Source organism: Micrococcus sp. (assembly GCF_030523875.1).
GTDB lineage: Bacteria > Actinomycetota > Actinomycetes > Actinomycetales > Micrococcaceae > Micrococcus.
This window is the reverse complement of sequence record NZ_JAUNHR010000025.1, coordinates 1-23,430: the sequence shown is the minus strand read 5'-3', so window position 1 is coordinate 23,430 and position 23,430 is coordinate 1. Positions and strand designations below refer to the sequence as shown.

The 23,430-nt window shown below is 76.0% G+C and carries 23 protein-coding genes and 1 pseudogene; 4 read left to right on the top strand and 20 right to left on the bottom strand.

Annotated features, from left to right (window positions below):
- The 9 genes from Q4D18_RS05145 to coaD all read right to left on the bottom strand — a co-directional run.
- Nucleotides 1–176 (bottom strand): 3-hydroxyacyl-CoA dehydrogenase NAD-binding domain-containing protein (locus Q4D18_RS05145; protein ID WP_303126335.1); only part of this gene is annotated, 176 nt, incomplete at its 3' end.
- Nucleotides 177–264: 88 nt separating this feature from the next.
- Nucleotides 265–1,404, bottom strand: coding sequence for a glycosyltransferase family 4 protein (locus Q4D18_RS05140; protein WP_303126334.1), 1,140 nt, complete (start codon nt 1,402–1,404; stop codon nt 265–267).
- 46 nt (nt 1,405–1,450) lie between these two features.
- Nucleotides 1,451–2,689, bottom strand: coding sequence for an LCP family protein (locus Q4D18_RS05135; protein ID WP_303126329.1), 1,239 nt, complete (start codon nt 2,687–2,689; stop codon nt 1,451–1,453).
- Nucleotides 2,690–2,754: 65 nt separating this feature from the next.
- Entirely contained in the window at nt 2,755–3,666 is a 912-nt protein-coding gene (mutM, locus tag Q4D18_RS05130; RefSeq protein WP_303126328.1) for a bifunctional DNA-formamidopyrimidine glycosylase/DNA-(apurinic or apyrimidinic site) lyase, read from the bottom strand.
- Between the two features lie 6 nt (nt 3,667–3,672).
- Entirely contained in the window at nt 3,673–4,404 is a 732-nt protein-coding gene (gene rnc / locus Q4D18_RS05125; protein ID WP_303126327.1) for a ribonuclease III, read from the bottom strand.
- Between the two features lies 1 nt (nt 4,405).
- Complete coding sequence (gene rpmF, locus Q4D18_RS05120) at nt 4,406–4,609, bottom strand: 50S ribosomal protein L32 (RefSeq protein ID WP_303126326.1); 204 nt, start codon at nt 4,607–4,609, stop codon at nt 4,406–4,408.
- A 2-nt stretch (nt 4,610–4,611) separates the two neighbouring features.
- Nucleotides 4,612–5,184, bottom strand: a complete 573-nt coding sequence (locus tag Q4D18_RS05115) for a DUF177 domain-containing protein (protein ID WP_303126325.1) — start codon at nt 5,182–5,184, stop codon at nt 4,612–4,614.
- A gap of 155 nt (nt 5,185–5,339) precedes the next feature.
- Complete coding sequence (gene galU, locus Q4D18_RS05110; RefSeq protein ID WP_303126324.1) at nt 5,340–6,251, bottom strand: UTP--glucose-1-phosphate uridylyltransferase GalU; 912 nt, start codon at nt 6,249–6,251, stop codon at nt 5,340–5,342.
- A gap of 76 nt (nt 6,252–6,327) precedes the next feature.
- The gene (coaD, locus tag Q4D18_RS05105; protein ID WP_303126323.1) at nt 6,328–6,813 is read right to left on the bottom strand and encodes a pantetheine-phosphate adenylyltransferase; all 486 of its coding nucleotides are present in this window, start codon (nt 6,811–6,813) and stop codon (nt 6,328–6,330) included.
- Nucleotides 6,814–6,918: 105 nt separating this feature from the next.
- On the opposite strand from coaD, the gene Q4D18_RS05100 reads away from it, so the two are divergent.
- Complete coding sequence (locus Q4D18_RS05100; RefSeq protein ID WP_303126322.1) at nt 6,919–8,166, top strand: aminotransferase class I/II-fold pyridoxal phosphate-dependent enzyme; 1,248 nt, start codon at nt 6,919–6,921, stop codon at nt 8,164–8,166.
- Nucleotides 8,167–8,203: 37 nt separating this feature from the next.
- Here the strand turns inward: Q4D18_RS05100 and rsmD are convergent, their stop codons facing one another.
- From rsmD to Q4D18_RS05080, 4 genes are read right to left on the bottom strand one after another with little or no spacing between them, the layout of a single operon-like run.
- Nucleotides 8,204–8,767: a 16S rRNA (guanine(966)-N(2))-methyltransferase RsmD gene (rsmD, locus tag Q4D18_RS05095; RefSeq protein ID WP_303126321.1), complete on the bottom strand. Its 564-nt coding sequence runs from the start codon at nt 8,765–8,767 to the stop codon at nt 8,204–8,206.
- Between the two features lie 3 nt (nt 8,768–8,770).
- Nucleotides 8,771–10,969, bottom strand: coding sequence for an ATP-dependent DNA helicase RecG (locus Q4D18_RS05090; RefSeq protein ID WP_303126319.1), 2,199 nt, complete (start codon nt 10,967–10,969; stop codon nt 8,771–8,773).
- Nucleotides 10,959–12,023, bottom strand: coding sequence for a DAK2 domain-containing protein (locus tag Q4D18_RS05085; RefSeq protein WP_303126317.1), 1,065 nt, complete (start codon nt 12,021–12,023; stop codon nt 10,959–10,961). The genes Q4D18_RS05090 and Q4D18_RS05085 overlap by 11 nt, the downstream gene beginning before the upstream one ends.
- Entirely contained in the window at nt 12,020–13,147 is a 1,128-nt protein-coding gene (locus tag Q4D18_RS05080; RefSeq protein ID WP_303126315.1) for an LCP family protein, read from the bottom strand. The genes Q4D18_RS05085 and Q4D18_RS05080 overlap by 4 nt, the downstream gene beginning before the upstream one ends.
- Before the next feature lie 89 nt (nt 13,148–13,236).
- Here Q4D18_RS05080 and Q4D18_RS05075 point away from each other — a divergent pair, with 89 nt between their 5' ends.
- Nucleotides 13,237–13,728 (top strand): DUF3515 family protein, encoded by a 492-nt coding sequence (locus tag Q4D18_RS05075; protein ID WP_303126313.1) that lies wholly within the window; start codon nt 13,237–13,239, stop codon nt 13,726–13,728.
- A 31-nt stretch (nt 13,729–13,759) separates the two neighbouring features.
- Here the strand turns inward: Q4D18_RS05075 and Q4D18_RS05070 are convergent, their stop codons facing one another.
- The 6 genes from Q4D18_RS05070 to leuC all read right to left on the bottom strand — a co-directional run bounded on the left by Q4D18_RS05070 (nt 13,760) and on the right by leuC (nt 20,356).
- Nucleotides 13,760–14,893 (bottom strand): D-alanine--D-alanine ligase family protein, encoded by a 1,134-nt coding sequence (locus tag Q4D18_RS05070; protein ID WP_303126312.1) that lies wholly within the window; start codon nt 14,891–14,893, stop codon nt 13,760–13,762.
- Nucleotides 14,890–15,927, bottom strand: coding sequence for an NAD(P)H-dependent glycerol-3-phosphate dehydrogenase (locus Q4D18_RS05065; RefSeq protein WP_303126311.1), 1,038 nt, complete (start codon nt 15,925–15,927; stop codon nt 14,890–14,892). The genes Q4D18_RS05070 and Q4D18_RS05065 overlap by 4 nt, the downstream gene beginning before the upstream one ends.
- Nucleotides 15,924–16,673, bottom strand: a complete 750-nt coding sequence (locus Q4D18_RS05060; protein ID WP_303126310.1) for a 1-acyl-sn-glycerol-3-phosphate acyltransferase — start codon at nt 16,671–16,673, stop codon at nt 15,924–15,926. Before Q4D18_RS05060 ends, Q4D18_RS05065 begins: the two co-directional genes overlap by 4 nt.
- A complete protein-coding gene (gene murA, locus Q4D18_RS05055) occupies nt 16,670–17,998 on the bottom strand; it encodes a UDP-N-acetylglucosamine 1-carboxyvinyltransferase (RefSeq protein ID WP_303126308.1) in 1,329 nt (442 codons plus the stop codon). Before murA ends, Q4D18_RS05060 begins: the two co-directional genes overlap by 4 nt.
- 288 nt (nt 17,999–18,286) lie before the next feature.
- Entirely contained in the window at nt 18,287–18,892 is a 606-nt protein-coding gene (gene leuD, locus Q4D18_RS05050; RefSeq protein ID WP_303126307.1) for a 3-isopropylmalate dehydratase small subunit, read from the bottom strand.
- Between the two features lie 3 nt (nt 18,893–18,895).
- Nucleotides 18,896–20,356, bottom strand: a complete 1,461-nt coding sequence (gene leuC / locus Q4D18_RS05045) for a 3-isopropylmalate dehydratase large subunit (protein WP_303126306.1) — start codon at nt 20,354–20,356, stop codon at nt 18,896–18,898.
- A 225-nt stretch (nt 20,357–20,581) separates the two neighbouring features.
- Between leuC and Q4D18_RS05040 the strand changes: the two genes are divergently transcribed.
- Nucleotides 20,582–21,349: an IclR family transcriptional regulator gene (locus Q4D18_RS05040; protein ID WP_303126305.1), complete on the top strand. Its 768-nt coding sequence runs from the start codon at nt 20,582–20,584 to the stop codon at nt 21,347–21,349.
- A gap of 153 nt (nt 21,350–21,502) precedes the next feature.
- Entirely contained in the window at nt 21,503–22,990 is a 1,488-nt protein-coding gene (locus tag Q4D18_RS05035; protein ID WP_303126304.1) for a UDP-glucose/GDP-mannose dehydrogenase family protein, read from the top strand.
- 40 nt (nt 22,991–23,030) lie between these two features.
- Here the strand turns inward: Q4D18_RS05035 and Q4D18_RS05030 are convergent.
- A pseudogene (locus tag Q4D18_RS05030) lies at nt 23,031–23,430 on the bottom strand (thiamine-phosphate kinase); the annotation flags it as partial.

Here is a 23,430-nt window from a genome sequence, read left to right as displayed (position 1 = left end):
TCGGGCTGCCGTTGCGCGTAGCGCTCGTCCTTCACGCGGCCGGCGTTGACCGCGTCGACCGTGCGGTCCGACACGTCCACGCCGTGCACGCGCACGCCGTTCTCCGCCAGGATCGCCGCGGTCGGCAGCCCGATGTACCCCAGGCCGATCACGGCCACGCTCGAGATCTCGCTCATTCCGTTCCCTTCGCTCGCGGGGCCGGCCCCGCGCGCCGCGTCCCTGCGGCGGCCGAGGCCGACCCGTGTCGCCGTCCAGTCTCGCATGTCACCGCACGAGGGTGCGCAACAGGGCCGCGTACCGCCGCGCGATGGCCGGCAGGTGCCCGTGAATGGCCACCCAGGCGCGGCCGCCCTCGCCCACCCGCGTGCGGGCGGGGTCGGCGGCCAGCGCCGCCAGGTGCCCGGCGAGGTCCTCGGTCTCCGGGCCCACGACGTCGGTGCCGCCGGCGTCCTGGAGGATGCGCGCCGCCTCGCCGGCCACCTGGCCGGTGACGTGGCGGCCGGAGGCGAGGGCCTCGTAGGTCTTCGACGGCACCGTGTGGCGGAAGCTCGCCCAGTCCGGGCGCAGGCACACCACGAGGGTGTCCGCCCACGCGTAGTGCTCGGGAACGCGCGCGCCCGGCACCGCGTCGAGGAACTCCACGCCGGCGTCCAGCCGCGCGTCGAGCTCCTGCAGCGCGGCCCGCCGCGTGCCCCCGCCCACGATCCGCACGCGCACGCCCGGATGGGTGCCGCGGAGCCGGGCCGCGGCCTCGACGAGGCGCTCGAGACCCTGGCTCTCCCCCAGGTTGCCCAGGTAGAGCACGTGCAGCTCGCCGGGGGCCCGCTCGCGCGGCGGGGCCACGGGGACCCGGTCCACGTCCACGCCGTTGCCGAGGGCCACGACGCGGCGCATGCCCCGGCCGCGGAGGGTCTCGGCGAAGCCCTCGGTCACGGCCACCACGACGTCGGCCGCCCGCTGACCTCCCGTGACCACGGCCTCCATCGCGGCGCCGAGCAGCCCCTGGTGCACGCCCGCCTCGTGGGCCAGGTCCGGCCACGCGTCGCGCATCTCCACGACGAGCGGGCGGCGGTGCAGCACCGCCAGGGCCCGTCCGGCCACGATCGTGGGCAGCGCGGGCAGGGTGGCCACCACCACGTCGGGGCGGGGGGCGGCCAGGCCGCGCGGCACCGCGAGGACCGCATGCACGGCCGCCGCGGCGAAGCGGCCGTTGCGCCCTCCCTCGCCGGGCAGCAGCACCGGCGTGCGACGCAGCCGCTCCCCGTCCTCGCCGGTGACGGTGCGCACCCCGCCCGGGGTCACCACGTCCACCTCCCAGCCGTCCGCGCGCAGGGCCGACACCACGGCCGCCCACCGGCGCGCCGGCGGGGTCCGGTCGGGACGGTAGGAGTGCGTCACGAGCATCGCCCGCGGGACGCGCCCGGTGCTCCCGGGGAGTCGGGTGCGCGCCTCAGCCACCGCACACGTCCTCACCGAGCGCCGGCCGCGGTCCGGCGGGGGCCTGCTGTGCGGTGGCGAGCACACCGGTCGCGGCCCGCCCGGACAGGGCCGCGGCGGGCACGGCGGCCGCGCCGCCCGGGGTCCGGACGGCGGGGCCGGCAGCGGGCTCCTCCTCGAGGCCGAGGGCCTCGGGGTCGTGCTCGCGGAGGTAGGAGGCGACGTCGTCGCGGGCCAGGGCGTCCGCGAGGTCCCGCAGCTTCTCCTCGTCCAGCAGGACCACGTCCTCGCCGTTGGGGCCGGTGCCGAAGCCCTCGCGGGCGACAGTGGTCATGTGCAGGTCCGCAGAGTCGACGCCGCGCAGCTGCCAGCTCAGGGACACGATCTCCCCCGAGGTGAGGGAGTCGTCCGCGGTGACGTGCCGGGAGAGGGCCGAGACCACCTCGGCGGTGCGGGCGGGGTTGCCCAGGATCGCCGGGCTGAGGAAGCGGTCCAGGGCGGCGGCCACGAACCGCTGCTGGTTCTGCACGCGCACCACGTCGCCGGCGTCGAAGGCGTGGCGCTCGCGGACGTAGCGCAGGGCCGCGGTGTCCGTGAGGAGGATCGGGCCGCGCGGGTAGTAGGAGGGGTTGACCTGGCCGGACGAGAACGCCTGCGGGTTGCACACGCGCACCCCGCCGAGGGCCTCGGTGAGGCCGCGGAAGCCCTGGAAGTCGATCTCCACGAGGTGGTTCACCTCGGCGCCGAGCAGCTGCTCCACGGTGTCCACCGCGAGCGGGTAGCCGCCGATGTCGAAGGCGGCGTTGACCTTGGTCCGCCCGTGCCCGGGGATGTCCACGAGCGAGTCGCGCAGGATCGAGATGACGAAGACCTGCTGCCGGTCCGCGGGGATGTGCACCAGCATCATCGTGTCCGAGCGCTGGCCCATGTCCGCCTCGCCCTCGCCCTCGCGGGAGTCCGAGCCCAGGAGCAGGACGTCGATCGGGCCGCCGTCGACCTCGGGCAGCGCGCCGGCGTCCACGCTCTGCCGGTTCTCGTCGTACGTCTGGCCCAGGAACACGGCGTACATGGCGCCGAGACCGAGGGCGATGACCAGCAGCGAGGCGAGGACCGCCGCCACGATCGGCCAGCGGCGGCGCCGCGGCCGGGCCGCACGGCGCTCCCGCCGGGAGCCGGGGCCAGGGCCCTCGGCGAGGCCGGGCGCGTCCGGGCGCTCCGGAGGGATCCACGGCGGGGGCGGGGGCTGGGTCACTCGGAACTCCTGGTCGGTCGGTCCCGACCAGTGTAGGGACCCGGGGCGGGCGCGCCCGGCGCGGCTCAGTCCGCGGTGCGGCGGGGCGCGCGGCGGGGGCGGGGCTGGCAGCGCGGGCACAGGTGGGACGCCCGGTTCATGAACGGCTCGCGGACGATCACGCCGTCCCGGCCCTCGGCGGCGCAGCGCCGGCACGGCTGACCGGTGCGGCCGTAGGCCTCGAGCGAGCGGGCGAAGTACCCGGAGCGCCCGTCCACGTTGACGTACAGGGCGTCGAAGCTGGTCCCGCCCACGGCCAGGGCGCGGCGCATGACGTCCTGCACCGCGCCCAGCACGGCCCGGGTCTGCGGGCGGGTCATGCGCTCGGTGGGGCGCTCCGGGTGCAGGCGAGCGGCCCACAGCGCCTCGTCCGCGTAGATGTTGCCGATCCCGGACACCAGGGTCTGGTCCAGCAGGGCCCGCTTGAGGGTGGAGCGGCGGCGCACGAGCCGGCGGTGCACCGCGTCCGCGTCGAAGAGCGGGTGCAGCGGGTCGAGGGCGATGTGCGCGGCGGAGGCGGGGACCGCGTCCTCGGAGGCCGGGTCCCGCACCACGGGGTCCAGCCACCATCCCCCGAAGATCCGCTGGTCCACGAACCGCAGCTCGTGGTCGGAGCCGTCGGCGGAGCGCACGGGCAGGCGCAGGCGCAGGTGGCGCTGATCGGGGGCGCCGGGGTCGTCCACCCGCACCTGCCCGGACATGCCAAGGTGCACCACCACGGCGTCCTCGCCCCCGGTCAGGGGCAGCCAGAGGAACTTGCCGCGCCGCGCGGGCTCGGCCAGCAGGGCGCCGGCGAGCCGCTCGCGCAGCGCGTCGGCGCCGCCGGGGCTGCGCCGCACCGAGCGCGTGTCCAGGACCTCCAGCTCGCCGGCGGTCGCCCCGGCGGCCCAGCGGGCCATGCCGCGGCGGACCACCTCGGCCTCGGGCAGCTCGGGCACGTCGGCTCAGCCCCGGCGGCCGGGCAGCGTGGCCTCGAGGGCGGGCCAGCCCTCGGCGGCCGCGTCCCGCTCGGCCTGCTTCTTGGAGCTGGAGACGGCGGAGCCGAACGTCCGGCCGCCCACCGTGAGGGTGGCCTGGAAGCGGGGGTCGTGGGCGGGGCCGCGGCCCTCGATCACGTACCGGACCTCGCCCAGACCGTGCCGGGCGGCCGCCTCGGCGACCACGGTCTTCCAGTCGGTGCTCTCCCGCATCAGGTCCGGCTCGTCCAACAGCGGCACCACGTGCCGGTGGACGAACGCGGCGGCGGCCGCGGCCCCGTGGTCGCGGTAGACGGCGCCGATCAGCGCCTCGAGGGTGTCCGCCAGGATCGAGTCCTTGTCCGCCCCGCCGCTGCGGGCCTCACCGGTGCCCAGGCGCACGAAGCGGCCCACGCCGATGCGGCGGGCGACCTTGGCCAGGGCCCGGGTGGACACGATGGCGGCGCGCCGGCGCGCGAGGTCGCCCTCGCTCAGGTCGGGGTGCACGGAGTAGATGTGGTCGGTGACCACGAAGCCCAGCACGGAGTCGCCGAGGAACTCGAGGCGCTCGTTGGTGGGCAGCCCCCCGTGCTCGTACGCGTACGAGCGGTGCGTCAGAGCACGCTCGAGCGTCCCGGGGGTGATGTGCACCCCGAGACGCTCGAACAGCTCGGCGGGCTCCGGCGAGGCCGGAGCCCGCCGGCTCTGGGAGGACGCCATCTCAGGCGTCGGCGACCTTGCGGCCCTTGTACTCGAAGAACAGGGGGGTGCCGACGGCGTCGGTCTTCAGCTCCGCCTGGTGCGGCATGCGGTAGGACACGCGGCCGTTCTCCACGGTCTTGACGAGGGCGGGGGCCTCCGCCTTCCACTGGGAGCGGCGGGAACGGGTGTTGGAACGGGACATCTTCCGCTTCGGGACTGCCACGGTTATCTCTCTTCTGTCTCGGTGTTGGAGGTCTCTCGGGTGCCCGCGAGGCCGGCCAGGGCGGCCCAGCGCGGGTCCACCCGCTCGTGGCCGTGCCCGGCGGGCGCGTCCTCGAGCCGGATGCCGCAGTCGGCGCACAGCCCCTCGCAGTCCGGCCGGCAGAGCGGCTGGAACGGCAGGGCGGTCACCACGGCGTCCCGGAACACGGGTTCCAGGTCCACGGTCTCATGCTCCACGAGCGGCTGCTCGTCGGCCCCCTCGGCGGGCGGCACGGCGAGGTACAGCTCCTGCAGGTCCACGGTGATCCCCTCGTGCAGCGGCAGCAGGCACCGGCTGCACTCGCCCGTCAGGTCCGCATGCGCGGTGCCCGTGACGAGCACGCCCTCGTGGACCGCCTCGAGCCGCAGCTCCAGGTCCACGGGGTCGCCCTCGGGGATGCCCAGCATGGGCAGGGACACGGCCGCCGGCGAGGGCAGGCGCGTGGTCAGCTCACGCTGGATCCCCGCGCCGCGCGCGAGGTCGCGCACGGAGAGCACCCATCCGGAGGTCCGGTCACGGGGCACGGTCGTGTCCATCACGGCTCCTCTTCGTCGGGCGGGCGGGGGTGGGATGTCCCGATCGGGACGGTCGGTCGGGGGCGGGCACGGGTGTCCGCACGGCGGGACCGACGGCCCATCCTACCGGGTCTCGGCGCGGTGTCCAATGCGGACGCCGGGCCCGCGCGTCGGCGTCAGAGCCCGGCGGCGAAGTCCTTGACCCAGGCGCGCAGGTCCGCGCCGAGCTCGGGGTGCTCCACCCCGAGCTCCATGACGGCCTGGAGGTAGCCCAGCTTGTCGCCCGTGTCGTAGCGGCGCCCGTCGAACACCACGGCGTGCACGCCGTACCCCTCGCCCTCGCCCGCGGCGAGGGTCTGCAGGGCGTCGGTCAGCTGGATCTCGCCGCCCCGGCCGGGGGCGGTCCGCTCGAGGACGTCGAACACCTGGGGGGCCAGCACGTAGCGGCCGATCACCGCCAGCGTGGACGGGGCGTCCTCGCGGGCCGGCTTCTCCACCAGGCCGGTCACGCGCACCACCGAGGCGTCCTCGCCCGCCACGGGCTCGACGGCGGCCACGCCGTAGGCGGACACCGACTCCTCGGGGACCTCCATGAGGGCGACCACGGAGCCGCCCAGGCGCTGCTGGACGTCGATCATGTCCGACAGCAGGCTCTCCTGGGCGCCGATCAGGTCGTCGCCGAGGAGCACGGCGAAGGGCTCCTCGCCCACGTGACGCCGGGCGCAGCCCACCGCGTGGCCCAGGCCCAGCGCCTCGCCCTGGCGCACGTAGTGCAGGTGGCCCACCAGGTCGGAGGCGCGGATCGCCTCGATCCGGCGCGTGTCGCCCTTGGCCGCCAGCGTCTGCTCCAGCCCCGGGTGCCGGTCGAAGTGGTCCTCGAGGGCCCGCTTGTTGCGGCCGGTGATCATCAGGACGTCGTCGAGGCCGGCGTGGAGCGCCTCGGTCACCACGTACTCGATGGCCGGGCGGTCCACGACCGGCAGCATCTCCTTGGGCATGGCCTTCGTGGCCGGCAGGAAGCGGGTGCCGAGACCCGCGGCGGGGACGACGGCCTTGCGGGTGCGGGGACGCGGGGACTGCTCGCTCATCGGGTGGTGCTCCTGAGGACGGGGAACGGGGCAGGGGTGGTCACCGGGCCGGACCGGAGGCCGGGCCCGGCCCGGGTCACGAACCGCCGGGGGCGGTCGCGGACAGGGCGGAGAGGACGGCCGTGGGGACGAGCTCGGAGACGTCGCCGCCGAGGCCGTGGACCTCCTTGATCAGGGAGGAGGAGAGGTGGACGTACCGGGCGTCGGCCGGCAGGAACACGGTCTCCACGCCGGTGAGGTGGCGGTTCATGGCGGCCATGGGGGCCTCGAACTCGAGGTCCGGCCCGCCCCGCAGGCCCTTGACGATGGCCCCGGCGCCCACCTCGCGGCAGAACTCGGCGAGCAGGCCCGGTCCCATGGCCTGCGCGGTGACCCCGGCCAGGCCGGAGACGGTGGCACGGATGAGCTCGAGGCGGCGCTCGGTGCTGAACCGGTACCGCTTGGCGGGGTTGTCCGAGACGGTCACGATCACCTCGTCGAACAGGCTCGAGGCACGGGCGATCACCTCCACATGGCCCTTGTGGAGGGGGTCGAAGGAACCGGGACACACGGCACGGCGCATGGGACCGACCCTATCCCACCCCGGGGCCCCGCCACGGTCCCGGCGCCCCCTCGGACGGCAGACGGGACCGCGAGGGCCGCGGGCCGCAGTGGCTACAGTGCGCCCATGGACCACCTCACCCGCACGCCCGCCCCGCACGCCGCCGGCACGCGCCTCGCCGGCCCCTGGCGGGCGGCCTCGGCCGCCGCCGGCCTGCTGCGCGGCGGTGAGCCGACCCCCACCGTCTTCGAGGAGACGACGGCGCGGGCGCTCCGCCACGACGCCGTCAACCTGGGCCAGGGCTTCCCCGACGCCGACGGGCCGGCCGCACTGCTGTCCCTCGCAGCGCAGGCCGTCCTGGCCGGGCCCAACCAGTACGCCCCCGGCACCGGCCGGGCCGACCTGCGCGAGGCCGTCGCGGCCGACCGGGCGCGCCGCCACGGGGTGCGCGAGGACCCGGCGACCCAGGTGCTCGCGACCACGGGCGCCACCGAGGCGATCGCCGCCGTCGTGCTGGCCCTGGTCTCCCCCGGGGACGAGGTGGTGACCGTGGAGCCGTTCTACGACTCCCATGCGGCCACGATCGCGCTGGCCGGCGCGCGGCACGTCACGGTGCCCGTGCACGCCCCCGACTTCCTGCCGGACCCGGCGGCGGTGGCCGCGGCCCTGACGGACCGCACCCGCCTGCTGATCCTCAACACGCCCCACAACCCCTCCGGGGCGGTGTACCCGCGCGCGCTGCTCGAGGAGATCGTGGCCGCGTGCGCCGCGCGCGGCGTCCTGATGCTCTCGGACGAGGTCTACGAGCACCTGGTCTACGACGGCGAGCACGTCACCCTGCGCTCCGTGGCGGGGGCGGAGGACATCGCCCTGACGGCCTCGAGCGCGGGCAAGTCCTTCGCGGTGACCGGCTGGAAGGTCGGCTGGCTGACGGGTCCGGCGGACCTGGTGGCCGCGGTCCGGGGGGTCAAGCAGTTCCTCACCTACTCCTCCGGTCCGGCCTACCAGCAGGCCGTGGCCGCGTTCCTGCCCGACGCCGAGCCGCACCTGGCCGCCCAGCGGCAGCGGTACCGCGGCACCCGGGACGCCCTCGTGGCGGGGCTGCGCGGGGTCGGCCTGGATCCGGTGGTCCCCGCCGCGGGCTACTTCACGGTGGTGGACCTGGCGCCGTGGGGCGTGACCGACGGGGTGGCCGCGGCCCGGGACTGGCCCCGCGAGGCCGGCGTGGCGGGCATCCCGGTCTCCGCGCTGTGCCGCCCGGCCGGTGGGCACCTGCGCTCGTGGCTGCGCCTGGCCTTCTGCAAGTCCCCGGCCGAGATCGACCGCGCCGTGGAGCGCCTGGCGGCCCACGCGGACCGGCTGCGCGCCCGCTGACCGGCCCCCGCCGGCGCACCGGCCGGCCTCGTGGACGTCAGCGCTCGTCCTGCCACAGGTGCAGGGCGGTCTCCCCGTAGACGCGCACGTCGACCTCCTCCAGCCCCGCGGGGCGGCGGGGCGCGGGGTCCCGTGCCGAGCGCTCGAGCACCATGAGCCCGCCCGGGGCCAGGCGCGCGGCCGCGGCGTCCAGGACCGCCTCGAAGGCCTCGCCGGACTCGGGGTAGGGCGGGTCGGCGAGGATCAGGTCCACCGGCCCGCCGTCGGCCGCGAGCGCCTGCTCCACGGACGACGCGCGGACCTCCACCACGCGGGCTCCCAGCACGCGGTTGAGCGCCTCGGCGTTGGCCCGGCAGGCCTCCACGGCGCGGCGGGCCCGCTCCACGAGGACCACGTGCGCGGCGCCGCGGCTGGCGGCCTCGCAGCCCAGCGCCCCGGACCCGGCGTAGAGGTCGAGCACGCGCGTGTCGTCGAGCCAGTCCCGCGCCTCGAGCCAGGAGAACAGGGCCTCCTTGGTGCGGTCGGTGGTCGGCCGGGTGCCGGTGCCCGGCACCGAGCGCAGGGGGCGGCCGGCGGCGGCGCCGGCGATGATCCGTGACATGGCTCAGCCCTTCTCGAGGTAGTCGGCGGCGGTGAGGTGCTCGGCCTCCCAGCGGGTCACCTCGGCCGCGAGCGCCGGGTGGGCGGAGAGCCCCTCGCCGGCGGCCATGACGTCCGCGACGACGTCGGCGGCCAGGGCGATCAGGGACGCGTCGGCGAGGACGTCCACGTGGGTCAGGCCCGAGGCGAGGCCGGACTGGGCGGCGCCGAGGACGTCGCCCACGCCGCGCTGGGCGAGGTCGGCCTGGGCGATCCGCAGCCCGTCCTGGGTGGCCTCGAGGACCTCCAGCCGGCGCAGGGACGGGTGCTCGTCCGGCAGGCGGGTGGCGAGCAGGCAGATCGCCGCCCCGGGCCCGCGGCCCACGCGACCGCGCAGCTGGTGGAGGGTGGACAGGCCGAAGTCGTCCGCGTCCAGCACCGCCATGACCGTGGCGTTGGGGACGTCCACGCCGACCTCCACCACGGTGGTGGCCACGAGGACGTCGAGCTCCCCAGCGGCGAAGGCCCGCATCGCCGCGTCCTGCTCCGCCTGGTCCATGCGCCCGTGCACGGTGCCGATCCGCAGGCCCGCCAGGGCGGGCAGCGCGCGCAGGCGGGGCGCCATCTCCTCGACGTTGGCGTGCCCGGGGTCGGCGTCGTCGGGGTCGATGCGCGGGCACACGACGAACGCCTGGTGCCCGGCGGCCACGTGTTCGGCGATCACCTCCCACACGCGGGCGATCACGCGCGGGCCGTGGGCCATGCGGGCCACGTGCGTGGCCACGGGTTGGCGCCCCGAGGGCAGGCCCTCGAGGACCGAGAGGTCCAGGTCCCCGAACACGGTCATGGCCACCGAGCGCGGGATGGGGGTGGCGGACATGACCAGCAGGTGCGTGCCGGGGTTGGCCCGGCGCAGCGCCTCGCGCTGGTCCACGCCGAACCGGTGCTGCTCGTCCACCACGGCCAGGGCGAGCTCGGCGAAGGAGACCTTCTCGGAGAGCAGCGCGTGGGTGCCGACGGCGATCCCCGCCTGGCCGGAGGCCAGCTTGAGCAGCGCCTCGCGGCGGGCGGGCGTGCGCTGGGAGCCGGTCACGAGCACCACGTCCACGGCCGGGCCCTCCTCGGCGGCGGAGGCCAGGATCCCGGCGTCCCGGGCGAGCGGGCCCAGCAGGGCCAGCAGCGCCCGGTGGTGCTGGGCGGCGAGCACCTCGGTGGGCGCCACGAGCGCGGCCTGGCCGCCGGCGTCGACGGCCTGGAGCATGGCCCGCAGCGCCACGAGGGTCTTGCCCGCGCCCACGTCCCCCTGCAGCAGCCGGCTCATGGGCGCGGTCCCGGCGAGCTCCGCGGCGAGCTCCTCCCCCACCGCTCGCTGGCCCGGGGTGAGCTCGAACGGCAGGCGGGCGTCGAGCGCGTCCAGCAGCCCGCCGGCCAGCCGTGGGCGGGCGACGGCGGCGCGCTCCCTCTCCCGGGCCCGCCGCCATGCGAGCGCCGCCTGGGCCACGAGGGCCTCCCGCAGGGCCAACGCCGCCCGCGCCGGGCCGGTCTCGGCGACGTCGTCGGGGGCGTGCAGGGAGCGGTAGGCCTGCGCGGTGGACGGCATCGGGGCGGGCAGGTCCAGGACGCGGGCGGCGCGCTCCCGGATCGAGGGGGTCAGCAGCTCGGGCACGGCGTCGAGGTCCACGTCCGCGAGCACGCGGGCGACGGCGGAGCGGACGGTCCAGCTCGGCAGCTTGCCCGTGGCCCGGTAGAGGGGCACCGGGCGCACGTCGACCTCGCCGGGGGCGACGTCGTCGTCGAGCAGGGCGAAGTCCGGGTTGTTCAGGGTCACGGCGCCCCGGTAGAGCGTGGTGCGCCCCTGGAACATCGCGGTGACGCCGGGGGCCAGGCGGCGCTTGGCGTCGTGGCCGTTGAAGAACGCCATGGACAGGCTCACCCCGGCCACCCCCTCGACCGAGGGGTCGGCCACGGTGACGTCCACGATGAACCCGGCACGGCTGCGCATGCGCCGCGTGCCCACGGACTCCACGCGGGCCACCACGGTGACCTCGGCGTCCACCGGCAGGGCGGCGATCGGGGTGAGCTCCCCGCGCTCCACCCATCGGCGCGGGGTGTGGTCCAGCAGCTCCCCCACCGTGGTCAGGGAGAGCTCCGTGGCCAGCCGCGCCGGCAGCCGCCCGGAGAGCACCTCCTCCAGCGGCGTGTCCAGGACCGACTCAGCCGGCATGGCGCTCCGGCGGGCCGGGGACCTCCCGGCAGGACGGGGCGACGTCGGCGCCGTGGCCGTCGTCGGCGGCCGGCGGGTGGCCGTGGCCGGCCCGCAGGTCGGCGACGGTCACCCCGCGCGGCTCCGCCGCGGCGTGCAGCACCTCCAGGGCGTCCTCGGCGCGGGGCACGTGCACGTGCACGCGCCACGGCAGTCGGCCGGCCCCGTCCGCCGTGCGCGTCAGGGGCGCCAGGATGACGGAGTCGCCCGCCTCCTCGAGCCGCTGGCGCAGCAGGGCCGCCTGCAGGGGCGCCAGCTCCACGGTGCACATCACCTCGACGGCGGACCCCTCCGGCTCGGACGCCGCGTCCGGGTCCCGCCCGTCCACCGGGCCGGGGCCGTCCGCGTAGCCGTGCAGGGCGGCGGCGACCTCCAGGTCCGCTCCGCCGCCGACGACCTCCGCGCGCAGCGCCTCGAGGACCCACAGGGCGCCCACGGCCCCGGCGTCGACCACGCGGGCCCGGGTGAGCGGCGCCAGCCGGGTCTCGGACTCCTCGACGGCGCGGCGGGCGTCCCGGACCATCGCCGCGACGGCCGCGGCGAGCTCCGCGTCCGGGTCGGCGCCCGTGGCCGACGCCGCCGACGCCTCCAAGGAATCGGCGGCCGCGGACAGCACGGAGAGGATGGTGCCCTCGCGCGGCTCGGACAGGGCGGCCCGGGCGGCCCGGTCGGCCCCGCGCAGCGCGTCGGCGAGCACCCGCGGGTCGGGCCTCGTGACGCCGCGCAGCGGGGCGGCCGCGCCCGTGAGCGCCACCGCCAGCAGCGTGCCCGAGTTGCCCCGGGCGGCGTCCAGGGCCGCCGTGCCCGCGCGGGCCACGGCCTCCCCCAGGTCCGCGCCCGGGGCCTCCTGCTCGACGCCGCGCAGGGCCGCCAGCAGGGTGGCGTGCATGTTGGAGCCCGTGTCCGCGTCCGGGACGGGGAACAGGTTGAGGGCGTCCAGGCGCGGCGCCGCGGCCCCCAGGAGGGCCTCGGCGCGGGCGAGCCAGCGCACGGCGGCGCCCTCGGCGGGGCTCACCGGCCCCCGCCCCCCTGCCCGGTGCGGATCTCGCGGCCCACCTCGGCGATGCCCGCCCAGTCCGGCCACACGACGTCCTGGCCGTCCGCCGTGTCGCCGACACCGGCCGTCGGCGCGGTGGAGGTCCGGATGTCGCCGCCGCGCACGTCCCGCAGGGACCAGGCCAGGGCGGCGAGGTCGGCGGAGCCCAGGGAGTCGTCGAACGTCAGGTACGGGGAGAAGCGCTCCACCGAGTCCTGCACGCGCGCCGGGCTGGAGAGCGTGTCCAGCGAGAGGGCCTTGGAGACGATCGCCTTCACGAGGCGCTGCTGGTTCTCCACGCGGTCGAAGTCGCTGCGGGGCAGGTTGTAGCGCTCGCGGGCGTAGACGAGGGCGTCCGCGCCGTCCATCTCGACGGCGCCCTGCGGGAATGCCTGGCCGTTGCTGGCGGTGAAGGCCACCGGGTTGTCCACGGTGACGCCGCCGAGGGCGTCCACGAGGCCCTGGAAGCCGGCCATGTCCACGGCCACCACGTGGTCCACGCGCGCCTGGAACATGTTCTCCACCGTGGCCACGGTCAGCGGGATGCCGCCGTACTGGTACGCGGCGTTGACCTTGGCGTCGCCGTGGCCCGGGATCGGCACCCACAGGTCGCGCATGATGGACATCACCTGCACGTCCTGGCGATCCCCCGGCACGTGGACCCACATGAGCGCGTCGGAGCGGCCCGAGGGATCACGGCCCTCGATGCCGGAGTCCTCGCCCACCAGCAGGAAGTCCACGGCCTCGCCGTCGGCCACCTCGTCCGCGGCGGGCGCCTGCGGCCCGGCGACGGCGGCCTGCGGGTCCACCCCGGCCGGCACGGGCCCGGGCGGCGGGGCGGTAGGCGCGAACACGGCGGAGCCGGCCCCTCCGGCGTCCCGGTCCGCCTGCGCCCCCGGCTCGGCCGGGCGCAGGGACTCCTCGGGGAAGGCTGCCTCGTCGAAGCGCTGCACGCCCCGGTCCACGGAGCGGCCGAGGCCGAGGAGCCACACGGCGCCGGCCACGGCCAGCGCGAGCAGGAGGGCTAACAGCACCGCCAGGACCACGAGGACGGGGCTGCGACGACGGCGGGGGCGGTGCGCGCGGGCGGCGGCACGGGACATGGTCATCACTCCTGGGACGAGGGCGCGGCACGGGGGCCGACGGGGTCCCGCCCATGCTAGCCGCCGCCGGCCCCGCCTATCCTGGACGGATGCACGCCACCACCCCGTCCCCGACCCGCCGCGGCGCCGCCGTGCTCCTGGGCGCCGCCGCCGTCCTGCTCACCGCCTGCGGGGCGGGCGCCGTCACCGTGGAGGCCGCGCCGCACGCCGCGGACCCGGCCTGCGCGCCCGCCATGGTGGCGATGCCGGACGTGATCGGCGACCACGCCCTGCGGGCCACGGACAGCCAGGGCACGGCCGCGTGGGGCGATCCGGCCGCCGTCGTGCTGCGCTGCGGCGTGCCGGTGCCGGGTCCCACCACGGACCAGTGCGTGTCCGTGGACGGGGTGGACTGGGTGGTGCGGGACGAGGCGGAGAACTGGCGCCTGACCACGTACGGCCGCGACCCCGCCGTCGAGGTGCTGTTCACCAAGACCGGGACGAGCTCGGACTCCGTGATGACGGCGCTCGGCTCGGCCGTCGAGCAGATCCCGGCCGAGGGCGGGTGCGTGGGCCTGGCCGACGCCACACCCGTCGGCTGACCCCGCGCCCGCCCCCGGGCGGGGGTGCGGCTCAGTGCAGGCCGACGCCCCGCTCGAGGGCGAGCTCCAGCAGCTCCGTGATCAGCTCGGGGTAGGCGATCCCGGTGCGCTCCCACATGGCCGGGTACATGCTGATGGGGGTGAACCCGGGCATGGTGTTGATCTCGTTGACCACCCAGCGGCCGTCCGGCGTGAAGAAGAAGTCGCAGCGGCCCAGGCCCGCGCCGTCCACCGCCTCGAACGCGCGCACGGCCAGGGCCCGCAGGCGCTCGATCTCCTCCTGGGGCAGCTCGGCCGGGCAGGAGAGCTGCGCGGCCTCGCGGTCCTGGTACTTGGCCTCGAAGTCGTAGAACTGGTGGCCGGCGTCGGCCCCCTTGACCACGATCTCCCCGGGCAGCGAGGCGCGCGGGGTGTCCCCGGCGCGGCCGTCCAGGACGGCGCACTCGATCTCCCGGCCGAGGATGCCGGCCTCCACCACGACCTTCGGGTCGAAGCGGCGGGCCTCCTCGACGGCGGCGCGCAGGTCCTCGGGGGACTCCACCTTGGTGATGCCGAAGGAGGAGCCGCCGCGGGCGGGCTTGACGAACAGCGGGTAGGCGAGGGCGCCCGCGCGGGCGAGGGCCTCGTCGGGGTCCCGGCGCCACTGGCGGTCGGTGACGGTCTCCCACTCCCCCACCTCGAGGCCGGCGGCCTGGAAGGCGACCTTCATGAAGTGCTTGTCCATGCCCACGGCCGAGGAGAGCACGCCGCAGCCCACGTAGGGCAGGCCGAGGGACTCGAACATCCCCTGCAGGGTGCCGTCCTCGCCCCACGGGCCGTGCAGCAGCGGGAAGACGACGTCCACGGTGCCGAGGTCCTCGCCGTCGGCGCCCACGAGCTCGACGGCGCCGTCCGCGCGGGCGCGCAGGGACACCGGGCACTCGGGCTCGGGCACGGCCGGCAGCTCGCCGCCGTCCAGGGCGAACGCGGCGGCGTCCACCTCGCCGTGCGACCACAGCCCCGAGGGGGCGACGCCGACGGGCACGACGTCCCAGCGCTCGGGGTCGGCGGCGTGCAGCACGCCGGCGGCGGTGATGCAGCTGATGGGGTGCTCGCTCGAGCGCCCGCCGAACAGCAGCAGCACGCGGGGGCGCCGGCCCGCCGCGGTCGGGGTGGTGGGGGTCATGCGTGTCGTCCTTCCGACTTCAGGTCGCGGGCCAGGAGCAGGCCGGCCAGACGGTGCACGTCCAGCTCGCCGGCCACGAGGCGGTCCATGGCCTCGCTGATGGGCATCTCGACGCCGTGCGCCCGGGCCACGTGCACGACGGCGGACACGGACTTGATGCCCTCGGCGGTCTGGCTCATGGCGGCCACCGCCTCGTCCGCCGTCATGCCGGTGCCCATGAGGCGGCCGGCGGAGCGGTTGCGGGACAGCGGCGAGGCGCACGTGGCCACGAGGTCGCCCAGCCCGGCGAGGCCGGCCAGCGTGGCCGGCTCCGCCCCCAGGGCCACGGCCAGGCGCGTGGTCTCGGCGAGCCCGCGCGTGATCACGGAGGCCTTGGAGTTGTCCCCCAGGCCCTGCCCGTCGCAGATGCCCACGGCCAGGGCGATCACGTTCTTGACGATGCCGCCGATCTCCACGCCCACCACGTCCGTGTTGGTGTACGGGCGGAAGGTGGGCCCGGCGACGAGCGCGGCCACGCGCTCGGCCGTCCCGGCCGACGCGGAGGCCACCACGGTGGCGGTGGGCTCGCCGCGGGCGATCTCGAGGGCCAGGTTGGGCCCGGAGACCACGGCGAAGCGGTCCGGGGTGAGCCCCAGCTCCTCGGTGCACACCTGGGAGGGCCGCGCGTCGGTGCCGCGCTCCAGGCCCTTCATCAGGGAGACGACCACGGCGTCCTCGGCCACGGCGTCCGCGAGCTCCCGCAGGGCGGCGCGGGCGTGCTGGGCGGGCAGGGCCACCACCACGACGCCGGCGCCGGCCACGGCCTCCCGGGCGTCGGTCACGGCGCGCACGGTCTCCGGCAGCGCAATCTCGGGCAGGTACTGCGGGTTGACGTGCTCGCGGTTGATCGCCTCCGCCACCTCGGGGCGGCGGGACCACACCACGATGTCGCGGGCGCGGCCGTCCGCCTCCCCGGTGGCGGTGGCCATCACGCGGGCGAAGGCGGTGCCCCAGCTGCCGGCGCCGAGGACCGCGACGGTGCGCGGGTCGCTCATGCTCCGACCTGCCGCCGACCCGTGCGGGGATCCCAGCGGCCGGCCGGGGCGGGCTCCCCGCGCAGCTCGGCCACCAGCTGGGTGATCGCGTCCATCATCCGATCCGTCCCCGTGCGCAGCACCGAGGCCGTCAGTGGGCGGTCCTGCAGGTCCGACAGGTCCACCGGGTGCCCGACCCGCACGCGCGCCGTCTTGCGCGGGAACGGCTTGAGCGCGCGGCTCGGGTACGGGAGCAGCTCCTGGATGCCCCACTGGCCCACCGGGATCAGCGGCGCACCCGTCTGCAGAGCCAGGCGCACGGCCCCGGTGCGGGCGGCCATGGGCCACCCCTCGGGGTCGCGCGTCACCGTCCCCTCCGGGTACACCACGATCACGCGGCCCGAGGCGAGGGCCTGCCGCGCGGCCTCGAGGGAGCGGCCGCCGTCGCGGGTGCGCTCCACCGGGATCATGCGCGTGACCTGGAGGGCCTGGCGGAGCACGGGGACCTTCCAGAGCTCGGCCTTGGCCATGATGGTGGGCAGCAGCCCCTGGTTGTAGACCATGTGGGCCACCGAGAGCGGGTCGATCTCGGAGATGTGGTTGACGGCCAGGATCGCGCCGGTGCGCGGCAGCCGGTCCGCGTGCTCCCACTCCTGCCGCATGAGCGCCCGCATCGCCGGGCGGATGACCGAGGCCGGCGCCACGTAGCCGAGGCGCTCCGACCGGGTCGGCCGTCCGACGTCGGTCCGGGGGTCCACCGAGGTCATCGCTGCCGCTCGGTCAGCTCGACGTCGGCGCCGAGGCCCTGGAGCTTGTCCATGAACTTCTCGTAGCCGCGGTTGATGATCTCGAGCCCGGTGGCGTGCGAGGTGCCCTCGGCCGCGAGCGCGGCGATGAGGTGGGAGAAGCCGCCGCGCAGGTCCGGGACGTCGAAGTCCACGCCGCTGAGCGGCGTCGGGCCGGAGATCACGGCGGAGTGCAGGAAGTTGCGCTGGCCGAAGCGGCACGGCACGGAGCCCAGGCACTCGCGGTGCAGCTGGATGGAGGCGCCCATGCGCACGAGCGCGTCGGTGAAGCCGAAGCGGTTCTCGTACACGGTCTCGTGCACGATCGAGACGCCCTTGGCCTGGGTCAGGGCCACCACGAGCGGCTGCTGCCAGTCGGTCATGAAGCCGGGGTGCACGTCCGTCTCGAGCACCAGCGGGTTCAGGTCCCCGCCGGCGTGCCAGAAGCGGATTCCCTCGTCGGTGACGTCGAACTCGCCGCCGATCTTGCGGTACGTGTTCAGGAACGCGGTGAGGTCGCGCTGGGAGGCGTTGCGCACGAAGATGTCGCCGCCGGTGGCCAGGGCCGCCGAGGCCCACGAGGCGGACTCGTTGCGGTCCGGCAGGGCCACGTGGTTGTAGCCGCGCATCTCGGCCACGCCCTCGATGCGGATGGTGCGGTCCGTCTGGACCGTGATGATGGCGCCCATCTTCTGGAGCACGTGGATCAGGTCGTGGATCTCCGGCTCCACGGCCGCGCCCTTGAGCTCGGTGATGCCCTCGGCCTTCACGGCGGTCAGCAGCACCTGCTCGGTGGCGCCCACGGAGGGGTAGGGCAGCTCGAGCTTGGCGCCGTGCAGGCCCTTGGGGGCGGAGATGGAGATGCCGCCGGGGCGCTTGTCCACCACGGCGCCGAAGTTGCGCAGCACGGCCAGGTGGTAGTCGATCGGCCGGTCGCCGATCTTGCAGCCGCCGAGGTCGGGGATGAAGGCCTCGCCGATGGCGTGCATGAGCGGGCCGCAGAAGAGGATCGGGATGCGCGAGTCGCCCGCGTGGGCGTCGATCTCCGCGGTGAGCGCGGACTTCACGCCGGCCGGGTCCATGGTGATGGTCCCGGACTGCTTGTCCCAGTCCACGGTGACGCCGTGGATCTCGAGCAGGGAGCTGACGACGTCGACGTCCTTGATCTCCGGGATGCTGCGCAGCACGGAGGGGGTGGAGCCCAGGAGGGCGGCGACCATGGCCTTGGGCACCAGGTTCTTGGCCCCGCGGACGGTCACCTCGCCGTCCAGCGGCTTGCCTCCGTGGATCGTCAGCAGCTTCGCCATGTCTCGTGTCCTTCCTCGCCGGGCGCGTGGGGCGCCGTGGGCGTCCGTCCCGGCCGGGACGGGGGGTGTCTGTCGGTGCGGACCCGGCCCGACGCCCCCACGGGCGCACGGGACGTCCCGCGAATCGCCCCCCAGCATAGGGCGTCGGGTCTGGCCGGTCCCACCATCCGCCGCCTGTGATCCGGCCCCGACGAGGGGCGTCCGGGCACGCAGACAGCGCGGACCGCCCGGGGGCGCGGACGGCGTCGTCCTGCGCCCCCGGGCGGTCCGTCGGCCCGTGCGCCGGGCTCAGTCGGCGGTGCGGGCCGGGAGGGTGGTGGGCTTGTGGGCGGGGCGGCGCGCCTCGTACGCGGCGATCTCGTCCGCGTGGTCGAGGGTGATGGCGATGTCGTCCAGCCCGTGCAGGAGCCGGTGGCGGGCGTCCTCGTCGATCGTGAACGGCGCGGTGACGTCGCCGCAGACCACGGTGCGCGCCTCGAGGTCCACGGTCACGACGGCGCCGGGCTGGTTCTCCAGCTCCTTCCAGAGGCGCTCGACGTCCTGCTGCTCCACCTGCGCGGCCACGAGGCCCTGCTTGGCGGAGTTGCCGCGGAAGATGTCCGCGAACCGGGAGGACACCACGGCCTTGAAGCCGTAGTCCTTGAGCGCCCACACCGCGTGCTCGCGGGAGGAGCCGGTGCCGAAGTCGGCGCCGGCCACCAGGACCGAGCCGGCGCTGTAGGGCTCCGTGTTCAGGATGAACTCCGGGTCCTGGCGCCAGCCGGCGAAGAGGGCGTCCTCGAAGCCGGTGCGCGAGATGCGCTTGAGGTACACGGCCGGGATGATCTGGTCGGTGTCCACGTTGGAGGCGCGCAGCGGCACGCCGATGCCCGTGTGGGTGGTGAACTTCTCCATGGCTCAGGCCTCCTGGGGCTGGCGGTCGGGCAGGTCGGAGGGGCTCGCCAGGCGGCCCAGCACGGCGGTGGCCGCGGCGACGACGGGCGAGACCAGGTGGGTGCGCCCGCCCTTGCCCTGGCGGCCCTCGAAGTTGCGGTTCGAGGTGGAGGCGCAGCGCTCGCCCGGGGAGAGCTGGTCCGGGTTCATTCCCAGGCACATCGAGCAGCCGGCGAACCGCCACTCCGCGCCGAAGTCCTCGAACACCCGGTCCAGGCCCTCCTCCATGGCCTGCAGGCGCACGCGGGCGGAGCCGGGCACGACCATGACGCGCACGCCCTCGGCCTTGGTGCGGCCCTCCACGATCGAGGCGAACGCCCGCAGGTCCTCGATGCGGGAGTTGGTGCACGAGCCCATGAACACGGTGTCCACGGCCACGTCCTTCATGGGGGTGCCGGGGGTCAGGCCCATGTAGGACAGCGCCTTGCGGGCCGACTCCTGCGCCGTGGGGTCGTCGAAGTCCTCCGGGGCGGGCACGGCCGCGTTCAGCGGCACGCCCTGGCCGGGGTTGGTGCCCCACGTGACGAAGGGCTCGAGGGTGTCGGCGTCGATGACCACCTCGGCGTCGAACTCGGCGCCCTCGTCGGTGCGCAGGGTGCGCCAGTGCTCGAGGGCGGCGTCCCAGTCGGCGCCCTGGGGCGCGTGCGGGCGGCCCTGGAGGTACGCGAACGTGGTCTCGTCCGGGGCCACCATGCCGGCGCGGGCCCCGGCCTCGATGGACATGTTGCAGATGGTCATGCGGCCCTCCATGGAGAGGGCCCGGATGGCCTCGCCGCGGTACTCCAGGACGTAGCCCTGGCCGCCGCCGGTGCCGATCTTCGCGATGACGGCCAGGATGATGTCCTTGGCCGTCACGCCCTCACGGAGGGTGCCGTCGACGGTGACCGCCATGGTCTTGAACGGCTTGAGACGCAGGGTCTGCGTGGCCAGGACGTGCTCCACCTCGGAGGTGCCGATGCCGAACGCGAGCGCGCCGAAGGCGCCGTGCGTGGAGGTGTGGGAGTCGCCGCAGACCACGGTGAGCCCGGGCTGGGTCAGGCCGAGCTGGGGGCCGACCACGTGGACGATGCCCTGCTCCTTGTCCCCGAGGGGGTGCAGGCGGACGCCGAACTCCTCGGCGTTGTGGCGCAGCGTCTCGATCTGGGTGCGGCTCGTGGCGTCCGCGATCGGCTTGTCGATGTCCTCGGTGGGGGTGTTGTGGTCCTCCGTGGCGATCGTCAGGTCCGGACGCGCCACCGGACGGCCCGCCAGGCGCAGTCCCTCGAACGCCTGCGGGCTGGTGACCTCGTGCACCAGGTGCAGGTCGATGTACAGCAGGTCGGGCGTGCGGGTCTGCCCCTCGCCCGAGCCGCGGACCACCACGTGCTCGTCCCAGACCTTCTCGGCCAGCGTCCGGGGACGCGGGCCCGGCGTCTGCGTGCTCATGCGCCGTCCTCCCTCTTCGATCCTCGTGCGGCGCCGCGGGTGCGGGGCGCGCATTCCTGCCCTCCACTGTGCCGCCGTCGGGGGTGGCCCACGATCCGCACGCCCGTTCGTCTCACAGGTCGAGACGCCGGGCGACGACGCGCGGGCGGCCGACCGGGCGCCGGCACCCGCCGCTCGACGCGGTCACCCGCTGACGGCGCGCGTGTCTGCCGCTACGATCTGCGCATGCGCACCTCTCACACTCCGGACGTCGTGGAGCCGGCCCCCGCCCTCCACGCCCATCCGAGCGGGGTGGGCGTGGTGGACAAGTCGGTGGCCATCCTCGACGCGCTCGAGTCCGGCCCCGCCACCCTCGCCCAGCTCGTCGCGGCCACGGGGATCGCCCGGCCCACGCTGCACCGGCTCGCCGCGGCGCTGACCCATCACCGGCTCGTGGCCAAGGACCTGCAGGGGCGCTACGTGCTCGGCTCCCGTCTGGCCGAGCTGGCCTCCGCCGCGGGCGAGGACCGGCTCACCTCCGCGGCCGGCCCCGTGCTGCAGTGGCTCCGGGACGCGTGCGGCGAGTCCGCGCAGGTGTTCCGCCGCCAGGCGGACGCGCGTGTGTGCGTCGCCAGCGCGGAGCGCCCGTGGGGCCTGCGGGACACCATCCCGGTGGGCACGCGCATGTCCATGAAGGCCGGCTCCGCCGCGCAGGTGCTGCTCGCGTGGGAGGACCACGACCGGCTCGTGGAGGGCCTGGCCGGGGCGGTGTTCACCCCCACGGTGCTCGCGGCCGTGCGCCGCCGCGGCTGGGCGCAGTCCCTGGCCGAGCGCGAGTCCGGCGTCGCCTCCGTGTCCGCCCCGGTCCGCGGGCCGAACGGGCGGGTGATCGCGGCGGTGTCCATCTCCGGTCCCCTCGAGCGCCTCTCCCGGCAGCCGGGACGCATGCACGCCGAGTCCGTGGTGGCCGCGGCGAGCCGGCTCACCGAGCTGATCCGCGCCGGCGAGGCCTGAGGTCGGCGTCCTCCACCGGGCGCCGCCGGCCGCCGGGCCGGGCGGCACGGCGCGTCCCCCGGCCGTTCGTCGGACGTTCGTCGGATGTTCACGCCCGTGCCCTAGCGTGGTGACCTGCACCGACCCGTCCGCCGACCCTCCGAGGAGCCCTCCGTGACCGAGACCGCCGTCTCCCCCGCCGCCCCGTCCGCGCAGGACGCGCCCTCCGCCGGCCCCGCCGGCGGCGGTCGGCCGCGCCTGTCCGTGATCGGCACGGGCTACCTCGGCGCCACGCACGCCGCCTGCATGGCGGAGCTGGGCTTCGAGGTGCTCGGGGTGGACGTGGACCCGGCCAAGATCGAGCGGCTCTCCCGCGGCGAGGTCCCCTTCCACGAGCCCGGGCTGCCGGAGCTGCTGCGGGCCCACGTGGCCTCGGGGCGGCTGCGGTTCACCACGGACGCGGCCGAGGCCGCCCGCTGGGCGGACGTGCACTTCATCGGCGTGGGCACCCCGCAGAAGGTCGGGGAGGCCGCGGCGGACCTGACCTACGTGGACGCCGCCGTCGAGTCGCTGGCCCGCGCGATCGACCGGGACGCCCTGATCGTGGGCAAGTCCACCGTGCCGGTGGGCACCGCCCGGCGCCTGGCGGCGCGGGTGGCGGAGATCCGCGCGAAGGCCGGCCTTCCCGGCGCGGTGGAGCTGGCCTGGAACCCCGAGTTCCTGCGCGAGGGCTTCGCGGTCCAGGACACCCTGACCCCGGACCGGCTCGTGGTGGGCGTCGCGGGGCCGCGGGCGGAGCCCATGCTGCGCGAGGTGTACGCCGCCCAGCTGGCGGCGGACACCCCGTGGATCTGCACCGACCTGGAGACCGCCGAGCTGGTCAAGGTGGCCGCCAACGCGTTCCTGGCCACGAAGATCTCCTTCATCAACGCGTTCTCCGAGATCACGGAGACCGTGGGCGGGGACATCGGCACGCTCGCGGACGCGATCGGCCACGACACCCGGATCGGCCGCCGCTTCCTCAACGCTGGCGTCGGGTTCGGCGGCGGTTGCCTGCCCAAGGACATCCGCGCCCTCCAGGCCCGCGTCTCCGAGCTGGGCCTGGACCGGACCATGCGCTTCCTGGCCGAGGTGGACGACATCAACCTGCGCCGCCGGGACCGCGTGGTGGACCTCGCGGTGCAGATGCTCGCCGCTGCGCGGGCGGCGGACGCGGGGGCCTCCGACCCGCAGGGCGGCACGACCACGGTCCCGGGCGAGCGGGTGCTGCAGGGGGCCCGCATCGCGGTGCTGGGGGTGACCTTCAAGCCGGACTCCGACGACGTGCGCGACTCCCCCGCGCTGGACGTGGCCAACCGGCTGTTCACGGCCGGCGCGGAGGTGCGCGTGTACGACCCGGAGGGCAATGCCAACGCCGCCGCCCGCTTCCCGCGCCTGGACTACGCCGACTCGCTCTCCGCGGCCCTGTCGGACGCCGAGCTCGTGCTCCTGCTCACCGAGTGGGCCGAGTTCCGCGCCATGGACCCCGCGGAGGCCGGCACCCGGGTGGCGTCCCGCCTGATGATCGACGGCCGCAACGTCCTGGACGTGGACGCGTGGGGTGAGGCCGGCTGGACCGTGGTGGGCCTGGGCCACCGGTTCGACCCGGCCGCCCTCGCCTGAGGCCGGGGCCGGGGCACGGTCCCGGTCGGGACCGGCCCGCTCAGCCCCGCGCGCCGAAGTGGCCCCAGCCCCGCTCGGGCAGCCGCCGGTGGTCGTCCGGGGCAGACCCGGCCGGGGCGAGCCGTCCGATCCGGACGAACCCCGCCGGCACCGCGGAGCCGTCCGGCACGATGCCCAGCAGCCCGTAGTCCTCGCCGCCGGCGAGCACGAGCTCCTCGGGCTCCCGCCCGGCCAGGGCGGCCACACGCGCCAGGGGGGCGGAGGCCCGAGCCAGCCACGTCTCGTCCACCCACGGCGTGAGCGGGACGTCCGCGGTGCCCGTGGCCCGGGCCATCCGGTGGGCGTCCCGGCCGATCCCGTCCGAGACGTCCATCAAGGCGGCGATCCCCGCCCTCGCGGCCGCCGGGCCGAGGGCCAGCGGCGGGCGCGGCCGCAGCTGG

Excerpts from the sequence above, each read along its gene's own strand:
- Q4D18_RS05140 (WP_303126334.1), bottom strand. The coding sequence starts at position 1,404 with ATGCTCGTGACGCACTCCTACCGTCCCGACCGGACCCCGCCGGCGCGC.
- Q4D18_RS05115 (WP_303126325.1), bottom strand. The coding sequence starts at position 5,184 with ATGGACACGACCGTGCCCCGTGACCGGACCTCCGGATGGGTGCTCTCC.
- coaD (WP_303126323.1), bottom strand. The coding sequence starts at position 6,813 with ATGCGCCGTGCCGTGTGTCCCGGTTCCTTCGACCCCCTCCACAAGGGC.
- Q4D18_RS05065 (WP_303126311.1), bottom strand. The coding sequence starts at position 15,927 with ATGAGCGACCCGCGCACCGTCGCGGTCCTCGGCGCCGGCAGCTGGGGC.
- Q4D18_RS05080 (WP_303126315.1), bottom strand. The coding sequence starts at position 13,147 with ATGTCCCGTGCCGCCGCCCGCGCGCACCGCCCCCGCCGTCGTCGCAGC.
- rnc (WP_303126327.1), bottom strand. The coding sequence starts at position 4,404 with ATGGCGTCCTCCCAGAGCCGGCGGGCTCCGGCCTCGCCGGAGCCCGCC.
- leuD (WP_303126307.1), bottom strand. The coding sequence starts at position 18,892 with ATGGAGAAGTTCACCACCCACACGGGCATCGGCGTGCCGCTGCGCGCC.
- Q4D18_RS05070 (WP_303126312.1), bottom strand. The coding sequence starts at position 14,893 with ATGACCCCCACCACCCCGACCGCGGCGGGCCGGCGCCCCCGCGTGCTG.
- murA (WP_303126308.1), bottom strand. The coding sequence starts at position 17,998 with ATGGCGAAGCTGCTGACGATCCACGGAGGCAAGCCGCTGGACGGCGAG.
- Q4D18_RS05060 (WP_303126310.1), bottom strand. The coding sequence starts at position 16,673 with ATGACCTCGGTGGACCCCCGGACCGACGTCGGACGGCCGACCCGGTCG.
- leuC (WP_303126306.1), bottom strand. The coding sequence starts at position 20,356 with ATGAGCACGCAGACGCCGGGCCCGCGTCCCCGGACGCTGGCCGAGAAG.
- Q4D18_RS05040 (WP_303126305.1), top strand. The coding sequence starts at position 20,582 with ATGCGCACCTCTCACACTCCGGACGTCGTGGAGCCGGCCCCCGCCCTC.
- Q4D18_RS05075 (WP_303126313.1), top strand. The coding sequence starts at position 13,237 with ATGCACGCCACCACCCCGTCCCCGACCCGCCGCGGCGCCGCCGTGCTC.
- galU (WP_303126324.1), bottom strand. The coding sequence starts at position 6,251 with ATGAGCGAGCAGTCCCCGCGTCCCCGCACCCGCAAGGCCGTCGTCCCC.
- Q4D18_RS05090 (WP_303126319.1), bottom strand. The coding sequence starts at position 10,969 with ATGCCGGCTGAGTCGGTCCTGGACACGCCGCTGGAGGAGGTGCTCTCC.
- Q4D18_RS05100 (WP_303126322.1), top strand. The coding sequence starts at position 6,919 with ATGGACCACCTCACCCGCACGCCCGCCCCGCACGCCGCCGGCACGCGC.
- rsmD (WP_303126321.1), bottom strand. The coding sequence starts at position 8,767 with ATGTCACGGATCATCGCCGGCGCCGCCGCCGGCCGCCCCCTGCGCTCG.